This is a genomic window from Streptomyces sp. NPDC046465 (assembly GCF_040646035.1).
In the GTDB taxonomy this organism is placed as follows: Bacteria; Actinomycetota; Actinomycetes; order Streptomycetales; family Streptomycetaceae; genus Streptomyces.
The window spans coordinates 75,491-89,665 of sequence record NZ_JBEYZK010000018.1 but is presented as its reverse complement, the minus strand read 5'-3'; the positions used below and the strand labels follow the sequence as shown (position 1 = coordinate 89,665).

The following is a 14,175-nucleotide window of genomic DNA, read 5'->3' as shown; positions in this document are numbered from 1 at the left end:
TCACAGCACTCCCATCAGGGGGCCGCCCGGCAGGGGCACGCCGAGCAGGTTGTTGAAGACTTCGTGGGTGACGACGGAGAGCGCGGCGGCGATGAGGGGGTCGCGGTCGAAGTGGCGGCTGCCGAGCGCGAAGGCGGCGCCCCAGAAGAGCAGCGCCCCGGCGATCGGGAAACCGGCGGGTTCGATGAGGACGGCGGTCATGAGGAAGACGCCCGCGAGCAGCAGCACGGTGCGCCAGTCGGCCGGTTCGGACAGGTCGATGTCCTCGCCGCCCTCGGCCTCGCCGCGTCCGCCGCGCAGGACGTCGACGGCGAGCAGGACGGCGACGACGAGCAGCGCGCCGCCGACCACGATGGGCACGGTCTTCGGGCCGATCGGGCCGCGCTGGGTGATGTCGACGTCCATGGTGAGCGCGTCGGTGAGGACGAGCGCGCCGAGGGCAAGGAGCAGGACGCAGACGCCGAGTTCGGAGTGTTCGCGCAGCCAGGTGCGTCGGCCCTGCGGGCGCTTCTCCGTGAGGTCGGTGGTGGTCACAGTCCCAGCTCCTTCAGTACCGACACGACGCGCTTGTCCTGGGCGTCGAGGAAGTCGCCGAATCCGTCCCCGGTCAGGAAGGCGTCGTCCCAGCCGTTCTTCTTCAGGGACGCGCGCCACTCCTTGGAGGCGTGCAGCTTCTTGACGAGTCCGGTGAGCTTCTTGCGCTCGGCGTCGGTGAGGCCGGGCGGGGCGACGATGCCGCGCCAGTTGGTGAAGTCCACGTCGTAGCCGGACTCCTTGAGGGTGGGCCCGTCCAGGCCCTTCACCCGCTTCGGTCCGGTGACGGCGAGCAGCCGCAGCTCGCCCGACTTGATCTGGTCGAGGTACTCGCCGACTCCGGAGACGCCGAAGGCGACCTTGCTGCCGAGGATGGAGGCGAGGAGTTCGCCGCCGCCGTCGAAGGGGACGTAGTTGACCTCCTTCGGCTCGATGCCGGCGGCGCGGGCCATCAGCATCGGGGCCAGGTGGTCGGGCCCGCCGGGCGACGAGCCGCCGCCCACGGTGACCTTGCCCGGGTTCATCTTCCAGGCGTCGACGAGCTGGCCGATGGTGTCGTACGGGGAGTTCTTCGAGACCACGACGACGTCCTGCTCCTCGGTGAGGCGGGCGATCGGTGTGGTGTCGGCGAGGGTCTTCGGGGAGTGGTTGGAGCGGGCGGCGCCCACCACGCCGAGGCCCATGGACATGGCGAGCTTGCCGTTGCCGTGCTCGCCGACGAGGCGGGTCAGGCCGACGGTGCCGCCCGCGCCCGGCAGGTTGAACACCTCGATGTCGTGGGTGAGTCCGGCGTCCTCGGCGTTCTTCGCGGCGGTGCGCGCGGTGATGTCGTAGCCGCCGCCCGGCGTGTTGGGGACCATGAAGCGCAGCCCGGGGATCCGCGTGCCGGTCTCGTCGCCGCTGCCCGGGGTGAGCAGCGGCGGCGCGACGAGCACGAGGAGCGCGGCCCCGAGCAGGGCGAGGGGTGTGCGCAGGCGCACGTGTGCCACCACCTGTCGGTCGGTAGTCGGGTGTGAGGTGGCCCACATGTTGCCCGCGCGTCAACAACCTGTCTCTCTTCCGGAACCAACGGACGTTGTGGTCGTTGTGGTCGCGCCCATAGCCTGCGGCGATGACAAGGGTGCTGGTCGTGGACGACGACTTCATGGTCGCCAAGCTGCACAGCCGCTACGTCGCGGCGGTGGAGGGCTTCACCGTGGCCGGGGTCGCGCACAGCGGCGCGGAGGCGGTCGACGCGGTGCGACGCCTTCACCCCGATCTCGTCCTCCTGGACGTGTACTTGCCCGACATGGACGGCATCGCCGTACTGCGCGAGCTGCGCGCCGCCGAGGAGCGCGAGCCGTCACGCCGGCCGGTGGACGCTCTGTTCATCACGGCCGCGCGGGACGCGGAGATCGTCCGGGCCGCGCTGCGGGCCGGCGCGCTGCACTACCTGATCAAACCGTTCAACCAGACGGCTCTGCACGAGCAGTTGAGGCACGTGGCGGCGCTCCGGGCGCGCCTCGACGGCCTGCGGGAGGCCCGCCAGGAGGACGTCGACCAGCTCTTCGGCACCCGCCCGCCCGGCTCCCGCGAACTGCCGAAGGGCCTGGCCGCCCACACGGCGGAGCTGGTGGAACAGACCCTGCGCGGCCATCCGCCGGGCCTCTCGGCGTCGGAGTGCGCGCGGGCGGGCTCCCTGTCCCGGGTGAGCGCGCGCCGCTACCTGGAGTTCTTCGTGACCACGGGACGCGCGGAGGTGACGCTCCGGTACGGGGGGACGGGGCGGCCCGAGCGGCGGTACCGGTGGGTGGGGTGAGGGCAATTCGGGCACGACCTGAGCGGAGTCCGAAGGCTCCCTTAACCGCACCATAAGGATCACCGTTTACCGCTCCCAGCAGGGGATTTCGCGGATTTCAGGGGCTAGCTTTCTGGTCGCCGGGGCGATGACGAACCGTCGGTACCGCTGGTGCTCGGGGGGCTGTGCCGCCCGTTCGCCGTCGCCCCATGTCCCCTGAACCGCTGCTTGAGGAGAGCCCCCATGACCGCCCGCCGCAAGATCGCCGCGCTCGCCGCCGCCGGTGTCGCCCCGCTCGCCCTGACCGCCCTGTCGACCGTGCCCGCCGCCGCGCACGGCTCGATGACGGACCCGGTCAGCCGGGTGTCCGCGTGCTTCCAGGAGGGCCCGGAGTCCCCGAAGTCGGCCGCCTGCAAGGCCGCCGTCTCGGCCAGTGGCGTGCAGGCCTTCTACGACTGGAACGCGGTGAACGTCGCCAACGCCGCGGGCAAGTCGAAGGAGATCATCCCCGACGGCAAGCTGTGCAGCGCCGGCAACGACAAGTACAAGGGCCTCGACCTGCCGCGTGCCGACTGGCCGTCCAGCAAGCTCGCCGCGGGCAACCACACGTTCCGCTACAAGGGCACCGCCCCGCACAAGGGCTCCTTCGAGCTGTACGTCACGAAGGACTCGTACGACCCGAGCAAGCCCCTGAAGTGGTCGGACCTGGAGGCGAAGCCGTTCGTCGACGTCGCCGACCCGAAGATGGAGAACGGCGACTACGTCTTCGACGGCAAGGTCCCCGCCAAGTCGGGCCGCCACCTGATCTACTCGATCTGGCAGCGCTCGGACTCCCCCGAGGCGTTCTACACCTGCTCCGACGTCGTCTTCGGCAAGGACTCGGGCGGTTCCGGCGCCGCTCCCGCCCCGGCCGCCTCCGCCCCCTCCGAGCAGGAGATCGCGGCGGGCGCCGACAAGTCCACCGTCGAGCACCACGGCCACGGGGACGCGAACGCCCACACGGGCGCCGAGGCCACCGGTGCCGAGCCCGCGGCGGACGAGGCGGGCGGCGACAACCGGCCCGAGGTGAACGGCGGCGCCGAGAAGCCGGTCACCACGGCGAACGACAACCTCGCCGAGACCGGCGGCGACAGCACCACCCCGTACATCGCGATCGGCGGTGCCGCCGCCCTCGCCGTCGGTGCCGCGGCGATGTTCGGCACGGCGCGCCGCCGCGCGGCCGGCCGCCACGGCCGCTGAACGGTCTGAGCACGACAGCACGGCAGAGGGCCGTCGCTCCCCGCGGTCGGGGGGAGCGACGGCCCTCGTGCGTCGCGTGTTGTGTGTTGTGTGTCGAGGTCAGGACAGGCACGTGCTCGGGGTCGCGTGGGCCGGGTCGAGGGCGTTCGCCACCTCGTGGTGGGCGACGCGGTCCAGGATGCCGATCGCCACGTGCTCCGACAGGGCGACGGGGCACAGGTCCTGCAGGGTCACGTTGCGCACGTCGGGGCCCGCGAGGAATTGGGTGCGATACGGGGTGACCACCTCGTCGTACTTGGTGGCGATGACGGTGTAGCGCACGCCGGGGACCGTGTCCCCGCCCGCGTTGAGCTTGGTCAGGAAGGGCGACCCGGCCACCTGGTCGGCGAGGCCCGGGGTGTTCATGGTCAGCAGGTCCTCGATGCCGGGGAAGTACGGCAGCAGCTTGGTGAGGCCGAGCAGGGTGGTGCCGTGGTTGTCGGGGGCGAGGCCGATCATGGCGTTCACCTTCTCGGCGCCGCCGAGGAACTTGAGGTAGTAGCGGGGCATCATGCCGCCCTGCGAGTGGCCGACGAGGTCCGCCTTCTTCGCGCCTGTCGAGGCGAGCACCTTGTCGACGAAGCCGTCGAGCTGCTCGGCCGACTTGTCGATGGGGCCGAGCCCGTTGAAGAACGGCACGCCCGGCAACTGGCCGTAGTCCAGGGAGTAGACGCAGTAGCCGCGCTTGACCAGATAGGGCGCGAGGACGAGCCAGTTGTCGACGGAGTTCCCGAACGTGCCGTGCACGAGGACGACCGGGCGGGGGTGGGCGGCGGACGGTTTGCAGGCGTAGTCGTTCCAGCCGCTCGACGAGGCGGACGTCCCGGACGTTCCGGACGGGGCGGTCGAGGCGGCCGCCGTGGCCACGGGGGTGAGGGTGGCCGCGCCCGTGACGAGCAGGGCGGCCGCGAGCGCGCGCAGCGCGCGTCTCCAGGGCAGCATCGTGTGATCTCCTTGCGGCTCAAGGGAGTTGCGGGAGAGGTACGCCCTGTGACCCGGATCGACAGGATGCCGTGCACACGTCAAATTACGCGCCAGTAGATGAAGAGTGAAGCGGCGCGACGGCAAAAGTTCCAGTGCTCACTGGCACGGTCGGAGCGGGGCGGCCGGAGCGGGGCCCGGGCGCATCGAACGGCGTTGTCAGTGCCTCCTCCTAGAGTGAAATCACTCGCCAAACAGTCGGGAGAAGGAGCAGAACCATGTCCGCCAACAGGATCCAGCACAAGGTGAATCACGTCGCGCTGGTCGTGGACTGTTCGGGTTCCATGCGTCCGCACCAGAGCCAACTCGTGCGCGTCGTCGACGAGTTCGTATCGGGCCTGAAGGCCGAGTCGGACAGCCTCGGCCACGAGACCCGCATCAGCCTCTACTCCTTCGACCACCGGGTGGAGAACCTGGTGTGGGACATGGACGTGAAGCACCTGCCGTCCATGCGGGGCCTGTACCGCGTCAACAACGGAGCCACCGCCCTGATCGAGGCCTCCCTGAAGTCCCTGGACGACCTCGGCCACATATGGGAGGAGTACGGCGAGCACAGCTTCCTGCAGATCGTGGTGACGGACGGCGAGGAGAACGCCTCCGGCGGCGACCGGCGGCACGACGGCGACATGACCATCCTCGGCCCCTGGCTCGACCGGATCGCGTCGACGATGGGCGGCCTGCCCGAGCACTGGACCTCCGCGATCCTCGTCCCGAACTCCCTGGCCAAGCGGACCGCCCAGAACTACGGCTTCCCCGCGGGCAACATCGCCATCTGGGACGCGGATTCCACGGAGGGCGTCGAGGAGGCCATCGGCACCGTGCGCGCCGCCGCCACCAGCTTCCTGCGCGCCCGCGAACAGGGCGTGCGCGGCACGAAGAACCTGTTCGCCGTCGGCCAGGACATCTCGATCGACGAGGTCCGGGCGAACCTCGAACCGATCCCGGCGACCATGTACCGGCTCCTGAAGGTCGACAAGGAGGCCGAGATCCGCCCCTTCGTCGACTCGCACCCGGGCGTGACGTACGAACGCGGCGCGTGCTACTACCAGTTGGGCGCGCGCGCCCAGGTCCAGCCGAACAAGGAAGTCATCGTGGTCGAGAAGGACACCGACCGCGCCTATACGGGAGACGCGGCGCGCAGCCTGCTGTTCGGTACGGGCATCCAGGGCACCGTCTCGGTGAAGGCGGGCAACAACCCGAAGCTGGAGGTCTACGTGCAGAGCCGCTCGGTGAACAGGAAGCTCAAGCCGAAGACGCGACTGCTCATCATGGTCTGAGAGCCGACCCCCTAGGACGGTGGGGGTCACGCCGCCAGCGTCCCCGGCACGATCGCGCCGGGGCCGAACTTCGCCCGCGCCCGGTCGGCCACCTCCTCGATCCGGCGGGCCTTCTCGTCCACCGGGTCGAACGTCAGCTGGTGGGCGGCGCGTTCGGCGGGCCCGATCCCCTCGGCGCGCAGGGACACGGCCCGCACCCGGGCGCGCTGCAGGCCGAGCGCCTCGTACATGCGGTAGGCGGCCGCGGTCAGTGCGGCGGAGTGGGCGGTCGGCTCGGGCAAGGTGCGGCTCCGGGTGATCGTCGCATAGCCGGTGCGGTCCGCGTACCGCACGGTGAGGGTCAGCGTGCGGCACACCTGGGCCTCCCCGCGCATCCTGACGCCCAGCTCCTCGGCGCCGGAGAGCAGGGCGCGGCGGTGCCGGGAGGGGTCCAGCTCATCGCGGGGGAAGGGGCGTTCGACGGCGACCGAGCGCGCGGCGGCGTTCGGCGCGACCTGGGTGCGGTCGACACCCCGCGCCTTCTCGCGCAGCTCGCGGCCCGCACGGGCGCCGACGAGCCGCTGCAGGGTGGACAGGGGCGCGGCGCCGACCTTCTCCAGGGAGTCGAGGCCGTACTCGCAGAGGGTGCGGGCGGTGGCGCGGCCGATGCCGGGCAGCTCACCGACCGGCCGCCCCGCGAGGAACTCCGCCACGCCGTCCGCGCCCTCGGGCACCGCGCGGGTCGTCCCCGGCGCGGCGCCCCGCGCGGCCATCCGCGCCAGCATCGGTCCTGGGCCCGCGCCGATCGCGCACTCCACCCCGTACAGCGCGAGCGCCCGTACCCGGATCAGGGCGGCAAGATCGACGGCGCCCCGCCGGAAGTACCGGCGCGCGCCACGCACGTCGACGAGCGCGGCGTCCGGCGGGAGCGCCTCGACCTGCGGGGTGAACTCGCCGAGCAGTGCGATGAGTTGGGGCAGCACGGCCTCGTACATGGGCGGCAGCAGGAAACGTACGTAGAGGGTGGTGGTCCTGTTGTTCATCCCGCGCTCCCCGAACTCTGGTGCCACAGCTTCCTGCCGGCGCCCACGGCGCCCTCGCCCGCCGGGCGCAGATCCGCCCAGGGGTGCATCTCGTACCCCGTGGCCATGCGGATGCGGCGCCCGCCCGCCGGGTCCTGCCCCTCTCCGGAACCCGGAGCGGCCCCGGGCTCCGGCTCCGCGAGGCGCCGCGCCACCGCGTCGAGTCCGCCCTCCTTCCGCGTCTCCACCAGGTCCGCCAGGTTCCACGCCGCCGCGCCCACCACGCTGAGGCTGCGCGGCCCGCGGCGCTGCACCACGCCGCGTACGAGCAGCAGCCAGGAGTGGAAGACGGTGTGCGCGCACCGCTCGTGGGCGTCGTCGAAGAAGGCCAGGTCGACCAGGCCAGTGCCGTCGTCCAGGGTGGTGAAGATGACGCGTTTGCCGGAGCGGATCGGCGGGGTCTGGGTGGCGGCCTTGGCGCCCGCGACCAGGACGGTCGCGCCGTGTTCGGCCTCGCGCAGGCGGCGGGCGTCGAGTACGCCGAGCTCATCGAGGAAGCCGCGGTGGTCCCCCATGAGGTGGCGCGAGGAGTCCATGCCGAGGACGCCCAGTTCGGCGCTGAGCCGCTCCGCGTCGTCCAGGTCGGGCAGGCCCGCGGGGGCCGTCTTCCGCCCGCCGGCCAGGGGCAGTTGGGCGCCGGCCGCGCCCCGTGCGCCGCGCCGCAGCTCGGCGAGGTGCAGTTGCAGGTCGCGGCGGTTGGCACCGAACGCGTCGAGCGCGCCGACCTGCGCGAGCCGCTGTGCGACCGGCTTCGAGGGCCTGGCGCGCTCCCAGAAGTCGACGAGTGAGGAGTAGGGCTGCCCGTCGGCGATCCGGGCGGCCTCGGCTTCGCTGATGCCGTGCACGTCGCAGAGCGCGAGGCGCAGGCCCCACGTGTCCGGAGCCGCGCCAGAACCAGACACCAGTTCGATACGGTGAGCGACCGCGGACCGGTTCACGTCAAGCGGCAGGATCGGCACCCCGCGCCGCCGCGCGTCCGCGAGCAGCAGCCGCTTCGGATACATGCCGGGGTCGTGCGTGAGCAACCCGGCGTAGAAAGCGGCCGGGTGATGGGCCTTCAGCCAGGCCGACTGGTACGTCGGGACGGCGAAGGCCACCGCGTGCGCCTTGCAGAAGCCGTACGAACCGAAGGCCTCGACGATCCCCCAGGTGCGGCCGATCGTCTCCGCGTCGTACCCCCTGGCCGCCGCGTGCTGCGCGAACCAGAAGCGGATCCGGCCCTGCGCCTCGGGGTCGGAGAGCCCGCGGCGCACCCGGTCCGCCTCGTCGCGTCCGCAGCCGGTCATGATGTTCACGATCTCGATGATCTGCTCGTGGAAGACGACGACTCCGTACGTCTCCGCAAGGGGGCCCGCGAGGTCGGGGTGCGGATGGCGGACGGGCGCGCGGCCGTGCCTGGCCTCGATGAAGGGCCGCACCATGTCGGCGGCGACCGGGCCCGGCCGGAACAGCGAGATGTCGACCACCAGGTCGTGGAAGGTCGCGGGCTGAAGGCGTCCGACCAGGTCCCGCTGGCCCGGCGACTCGATCTGGAAGCAGCCGAGCGTCTCGGTGGACTTGATGAGCCGGTACGTCGCCGGATCGCCCGGCGGCACCTGGCGCGGGTCGTCGAGATCCACGGCATCGCCCGTGGCCCGCTCGACCTCCGCCACCGCGTGCGCCATCGCCGACTGCATCCGCACGCCGAGCACGTCCAGCTTGAGCAGGCCGAGGTCCTCGACGTCCTCCTTGTCGAACTGCGACATGGGCAGACCCTCGCCGCTGGTCGGCACCACGGGGGTGCGGGCGAGCAGCGAGGCGTCGGAGAGCAGCACCCCGCACGGGTGCATGGCGACGCCGCGCGGCAGCGCGTCAAGCGCCTCGACCAGCTCCCACAGCCGGTCCCTCTCGCCCAGCTCCGCGGCGATCTGCCGCAGTTCGGGCAGCTCCTCCATGGCGGCGCGGGCATCGCGCGCGCGGATGTGCGGGAAGGCCTTGGCGATCCTGTCGATCTCGGCCGGGTCCATGGACAGCGCGGCCCCCACGTCGCGCACGGCGTGCCGCACGCGGTACGTCTCGGGCATGGCGACCGTCGCGACCCGCTCGGTGCCGAAGCGGTCGATGATCGCGCGGTAGACCTCCAGGCGGCGGGCCGACTCGACGTCGATGTCGATGTCCGGCAGGACGTGCCGCCGCTTGGACAGGAACCGCTCCATGAGCAGCCCGTGCTCGACGGGGTCGGCGTGCGCGATGCCGATGAGGTGGTTGACCAGGGAGCCCGCGCCGGAGCCGCGCGCCGCGACCCGGATGTCCAGGTCCCTTACGTCGTCGACGACTTGGGCCACGGTCAGGAAGTACGAGGCATAGCCGTGGTGGTCGATGATGTCCAGCTCGTGGTGCATCCGCTCCCAGTACTCACGCCGGGAGTCGTAGCCGCGCCGCACCATGCCCGCCGCCGCCCGCGAGGCGAGGACGCGCTGCGCGGTGCGGCGCCCGGCGCCGACCAGGCGCGGCTCGGGGAAGCGCACGGACCCGATGCCGATGTCGTCCTCGGGGTCGACGAGGCACTCGGCGGCGGCCGTCCGGGTCTGTTCGAGCAGGCGGTGGGCGGTGTCGCGGCGGAAGCCCGCCGCCTCGACGACGCGCTCGGCGATGCGCAGCATGTCGTCCGCGCCCTTCAGCCACCGTTCGCCGCTGTCGAGCTCCTTGGTCGGGTCGACGGGGACGAGGCGGCGCGCGGCGTCGAGGACGTCGGCGACGGGGCCCTGCCCCGGGTCGGCGTAGCGCACGGCGTTGCTCAGCACGGGGCGCACGCCCTGCTCGGCGGCGAAGCCGAGGGTGCGCGCGGCGAGCCGCAGCGAGCCGGGGCCCGTGCCCTCGCGGCCGTGCCAGGCGGACTCCAGGCGCAGCGCGTCGCCGTAGCGCTCGCGCCAGGGGGCGAGGAGGCGGGCGGCGCGGTCGGGGCGTCCCGCGGCGAGCGCGCGCGCCACGTCGGAGGCCGGGCCGAGCAGTACGGTCAGGCCCTCTCCGTGGTTCTCCTGCCACGGCAGGACGGGCGGCCCGCCGGCGGCGTCGGCGCGGTGCGCGGCGGTGATCAGCCGGCAGAGCGCGGCCCAGCCGGTGGCGCCGTCCCGGGCGAGGAAGGTGACGCGCGGGGTCGACTCGTCGATGAAGGCACCTCCGCGCACGGGCGCCCGGCGACGTCCACCGGCCTCCGGTGCGGGTGCCCCCACGGCGAGCTCGGCCCCGAACAGCGGCCGTACGCCCGACTTGGCGCAGGCCTTGGCGAACCGGACGGCGCCCGCGAGGGTGTCCCGGTCGGTGAGGGCGAGGGCGTCCATGCCCCGCTCGGCGGCGCGTTCGGCGAGCCGCTCCGGGTGCGAGGCCCCGTACCGCAGGGAGAACCCGGAGACGGTGTGCAGATGCGTGAACCCTGACATCACGCACCTCCTTGCACCCTGAGCCGATCCGATCTCACATCCCCCGTCTCCACCATAGACCAGTTTCGAACTTACGTACGACACATACGTTCGATTCATGAGCGAGGCCCGGCGCCGCCCCTCCCGCGTCGCCCGTTCGGCCCATCCCACCTGCGAGAACGACCGCGGACCCCGAGCGTTGAGGCATGAGCTTCGCCGATGAATTCAAGAGCGCCGTCACCCCACGAGCAGCCCTGCTCGTCATCGGCGTACTCGCCCTGCAGCTGCTGTTCATCGCCTCCTACGTAGGGGCCCTGCACCATCCGAAACCCAAGGACGTGTCCTTCGGAGTCGTCGCCCCCGGCCCCGCGGCCGAACAGACGGCCGACCGGCTGAAGAAGCTCTCCGGCGACCCGCTCGACCCCCGTGTCCTCAAGGACGAGGCCACGGCCCGCCGCCAGATCATGGACCGCGACATCGACGGCGCCCTGCTCGTCGACCCGAAGGGCACGAACGACACCCTCCTGGTCGCGTCCGGCGGCGGCACCGCCCTCTCCAGGACCCTCACCGAGCTCGTCACCGAGGTGGACGCGGCCCAGAAGCGCACGGTGAAGACCGACGACGTGGCCCCCGCCTCGGGCCAGGACTTCAACGGCCTCTCGTCCTTCTACCTGGTCGTCGGCTGGTGCGTCGGCGGCTACCTGTGCGCGTCGATCCTCGCGATCAGCGCGGGCTCCCGCGCCGCCAACGTGTCGCGCGCGGTCATCAGGCTCGGCACCATGGCGCTCTACTCGATCGTCGGCGGACTCGGCGGCGCGGTCATCATCGGGCCGATCCTCGGCGCCCTGCCCGGCAGCGTCCTGGGCCTGAGCGGACTCGGCGCCCTGGTGATCTTCGGGGTCGGCGCGATCACGCTCGCCCTCCAGGCGCTCACCGGCATCGTGGGCATCGGCCTGGCCGTCCTCCTCATCGTCATCGGCGGCAACCCGAGCGCCGGCGGCGCCTTCCCGCTGCCGATGCTGCCGCCCTTCTGGCAGGCGATCGGACCCTGGCTGCCGCCGGGCGCGGGCACCTGGGTGGCCCGCTCCATCGCCTACTTCGAAGGCAACTCGATCACCCGTGCGCTCCTCGTCCTCTCCGCCTGGGCCGTCGTCGGCGTCGTCGTCACCATCGCCCTGTCCGCCCGCCGCGGGGCGCCGCACAGCAGCTCGATCGACCTCAGCGGCACGAGCTACGGCAGAGGCATCGGGTGACCTGAGCCCCGGCCCGGCCCTCACCCCGGCCTTCCCAGGGGTGATTGTCAGACCCGGGTGCGAGGCTGACACGCATGATCCGCACACTCGCCGTCGAGAACTACCGCTCCCTGCGCAAGCTGATCGTCCCGCTGGACCGGCTGAACGTGATCACAGGGGCGAACGGCACGGGCAAGTCCAGCCTGTACCGCACCCTGCGGCTGCTCGCCGACTCGGCCACCGGCGGCGCGGTCGCCGCCCTGGCCCGCGAGGGCGGCCTGCCGTCCGCGCTCTGGGCCGGTGAGCGCAAGGCGGAGCCCGCGGGCCTGAAGCTGGGCTTCGCGGGCGACGAGTTCGGGTACGCGGTCGACTTCGGCCTCCCCCAGTCCAGCGGCGCGGGCCCCGGCGGCACCCCCTCCATGTTCGGCCTCGACCCCGAGATCAAGCGCGAGTCCACCTGGGCCGGGCCCGTCCTGCGGACCGCCGCGCTGCTCTGCGACCGCGCGGGCCCCGCCGTGCGCACCCGCACGGCCGACGGCGGCTGGCACCGCACCCAGGGCATCCGTCCGTACGACAGCATGCTCAGCGAGTTCGCCGACCCGCAGCTGGCGCCCGACCTGCTGCGGCTGCGGGAGCTGATCCGCTCCTGGCGGTTCTACGACCACGTGCGCACCGACGCCGACGCACCCGCCCGCGCCGCCCGCGTCGGCACCCGCACCCCGGTCCTCGCCCACGACGGCGCGGATCTGGCCGCCGCCCTGCAGACCATCCGGGAGACCGGCGACGACCGGGCGCTCGACGACGCGGTGGACGACGCCTTCCCCGGCAGCACGGTGCGGATCGCCGACAACGGAGGACGCTTCGAACTCCAACTGCACCAGCGCGGCCTGCTGCGCCCCCTCGGCCCGGCCGAGCTGTCCGACGGCACGCTGCGCTATCTCCTGTGGACCGCCGCGCTGCTCACCCCGCGACCGCCCGCCCTCCTCGTCCTGAACGAACCGGAGACGAGCCTCCACCCGGACCTCCTGCGCCCCCTCGCCGACCTGATCGTCACGGCCACGAAGGACACGCAGATCGTCCTGGTGACCCATGCCCGCCCGCTCGCCGAGGCGGTCGCCGAGGACGCGGCCCGCCACCGGGTCGACGTCAACTCCATAGAACTGGTGAAGGAGTCGGGCCGGACGACGGTGGCGGGCCGGGAGAGCCTCTTGGACGAGCCGCTCTGGTACTGGCCCAAACGGTGACAGCCCGGGGCGGCAGGTACTCCCCAAAAGCAGGTACTCCCAAAAAAGAGCCCCGCCCCCGCATTTCGCGGGGGCGGGGCAGAAACTCCGGCCGGGCTCAGCCGATTTCCGCACCGTAGGCCGACAAGGCCTCCGGCACCGGCTGGAAGAACGTCTCCCCGCCCGCGGAGCAGTCGCCGCTGCCGCCCGAGGTGAGACCCAGCGCGGTGTCACCGGCGAAGAGCGCGCCGCCGCTGTCACCGGGCTCGGCGCAGACCGTGGTCTGGATCAGGCCGTGGACCTGCCCTTCCTGGTAGTTCACCGTGGCGTCGAGCGCGGTGACCTCACCGTCGTGGACCTGGGTGGTGCTGCCGCTGCGCGTCACCTTCTGGCCGACCGTGGCGTCCCCGGCCTTGCTGATCGCCTGGGTGCCGCCGTAGAGGTTCACCTCGCTGGGGTGCGGGGTGTCGCCCGTGTACTTCACGATCGCGTAGTCGTTGTCCGGGAAGCTCGACTCCTCCGTGGTGCCGATCTCACCGCCGCCCTGCGAGTCGGACCAGCTCTTCACCGCGTTGCCGCAGTGACCGGCCGTCAGGAAGTACGGCTCGCCGCCCTTGACGACGTTGAAGCCGAGCGAGCAGCGCGAGCCGCTCCCCCAGATCGCGTCGCCGCCGGCGAGGAAGGCCTTGTACTCGCCCTTGCTCCGCTTGAGTTCGGCCTTGCCGCCGAGCTTCTTCACGATCGCGCCGACCTTGTCGAGCGCGGCGCCCTTGACCGTGCGGTCCGCCGTGACGACCACCTTGTTGGTCGCCGGGTCCATCGCCCACGAGGTGCCGGGCACGGCCGCCCTGTCGTCGAGCGTGGCGCGGGCACTCTTCAGCTCGGCCAGCGAGTTCTCGACGATTCTCGCCTTGCCGCCCGCCGACTCGACCGCGTCCGCCGCGCTCTTGTTCAGCACGTTCACGACGAGAGACTTGGCCTTGGCGTCGTAGTACGTTCCCGCGGCGTCCGCGCCGAGGTCCTTGCCGAGGGCCGAGGCGAGCTTTCCGGCCTTCGCCACCGAGAGGGTGTCCGGCGTGGGGGCCGGGGAGTTCTCACTCGCGTTCGCACTCTGGAAGGTGATTCCCGCGGCGACCAGCGCGGCGATGCCCGCGCCTGCCACGGCGGCACGGCGCTTGGGTATGCGTCGGTGCTTCAAAGCTCACGACCTCCTGTGGGGGGAACGATCCGTGGGGGGAGCGGTCCGTCCGGCGTGGGGGCCTGACGGACCGGAAGGCTTGCACGGCACGGAGTCGCCACGCTGAAGAAGCCGCGTCCATGCCAATTTGGCCTGGCCCACTATCCCGATGCCCCGAGGTCGCACACAAGGTCTACTTCCGGACGCGCACGCGGAAACGATCGCGCTCCCTCCGTG

11 protein-coding genes are annotated in these 14,175 nt (G+C 72.1%); 5 read left to right on the top strand and 6 right to left on the bottom strand.

The genetic code is table 11. The features are described 5' to 3' along the window. A complete protein-coding gene (locus ABZ953_RS27060; RefSeq protein WP_361728509.1) occupies nt 1–534 on the bottom strand; it encodes a tripartite tricarboxylate transporter TctB family protein in 534 nt (177 codons plus the stop codon). Then, nucleotides 531–1,514 (bottom strand): tripartite tricarboxylate transporter substrate binding protein, encoded by a 984-nt coding sequence (locus tag ABZ953_RS27055; RefSeq protein WP_361728859.1) that lies wholly within the window; start codon nt 1,512–1,514, stop codon nt 531–533. Before ABZ953_RS27055 ends, ABZ953_RS27060 begins: the two co-directional genes overlap by 4 nt. Before the next feature lie 131 nt (nt 1,515–1,645). Here ABZ953_RS27055 and ABZ953_RS27050 point away from each other — a divergent pair, with 131 nt between their 5' ends. Both ABZ953_RS27050 and ABZ953_RS27045 read left to right on the top strand, forming a co-directional pair. Then, complete coding sequence (locus ABZ953_RS27050) at nt 1,646–2,332, top strand: response regulator (protein ID WP_361728506.1); 687 nt, start codon at nt 1,646–1,648, stop codon at nt 2,330–2,332. Nucleotides 2,333–2,554: 222 nt separating this feature from the next. Then, a complete protein-coding gene (locus tag ABZ953_RS27045; RefSeq protein ID WP_361728503.1) occupies nt 2,555–3,550 on the top strand; it encodes a lytic polysaccharide monooxygenase in 996 nt (331 codons plus the stop codon). Between the two features lie 99 nt (nt 3,551–3,649). Here the strand turns inward: ABZ953_RS27045 and ABZ953_RS27040 are convergent, their stop codons facing one another. Next, nucleotides 3,650–4,531 carry an alpha/beta fold hydrolase gene (locus ABZ953_RS27040; protein ID WP_361728500.1) on the bottom strand — a complete coding sequence of 294 codons (882 nt, stop codon included), beginning with the start codon at nt 4,529–4,531 and terminating at the stop codon, nt 3,650–3,652. A 257-nt stretch (nt 4,532–4,788) separates the two neighbouring features. Between ABZ953_RS27040 and ABZ953_RS27035 the strand changes: the two genes are divergently transcribed. Next, nucleotides 4,789–5,847: a vWA domain-containing protein gene (locus ABZ953_RS27035; RefSeq protein WP_361728497.1), complete on the top strand. Its 1,059-nt coding sequence runs from the start codon at nt 4,789–4,791 to the stop codon at nt 5,845–5,847. Between the two features lie 26 nt (nt 5,848–5,873). On the opposite strand, the gene ABZ953_RS27030 is transcribed toward ABZ953_RS27035, so the two are convergent. After that, nucleotides 5,874–6,869 (bottom strand): hypothetical protein, encoded by a 996-nt coding sequence (locus tag ABZ953_RS27030; RefSeq protein WP_361728494.1) that lies wholly within the window; start codon nt 6,867–6,869, stop codon nt 5,874–5,876. Then, nucleotides 6,866–10,327 carry a DNA polymerase III subunit alpha gene (gene dnaE / locus ABZ953_RS27025; protein WP_361728491.1) on the bottom strand — a complete coding sequence of 1,154 codons (3,462 nt, stop codon included), beginning with the start codon at nt 10,325–10,327 and terminating at the stop codon, nt 6,866–6,868. Before dnaE ends, ABZ953_RS27030 begins: the two co-directional genes overlap by 4 nt. Before the next feature lie 185 nt (nt 10,328–10,512). On the opposite strand from dnaE, the gene ABZ953_RS27020 reads away from it, so the two are divergent. Beyond that, complete coding sequence (locus tag ABZ953_RS27020; RefSeq protein WP_361728488.1) at nt 10,513–11,559, top strand: DUF3533 domain-containing protein; 1,047 nt, start codon at nt 10,513–10,515, stop codon at nt 11,557–11,559. A 74-nt stretch (nt 11,560–11,633) separates the two neighbouring features. Beyond that, nucleotides 11,634–12,782, top strand: coding sequence for an AAA family ATPase (locus tag ABZ953_RS27015; RefSeq protein WP_361728485.1), 1,149 nt, complete (start codon nt 11,634–11,636; stop codon nt 12,780–12,782). A 97-nt stretch (nt 12,783–12,879) separates the two neighbouring features. Here the strand turns inward: ABZ953_RS27015 and ABZ953_RS27010 are convergent, their stop codons facing one another. Then, nucleotides 12,880–13,959, bottom strand: a complete 1,080-nt coding sequence (locus ABZ953_RS27010) for a S1 family peptidase (RefSeq protein ID WP_361728482.1) — start codon at nt 13,957–13,959, stop codon at nt 12,880–12,882. Nucleotides 13,960–14,175 lie beyond the last annotated feature (216 nt).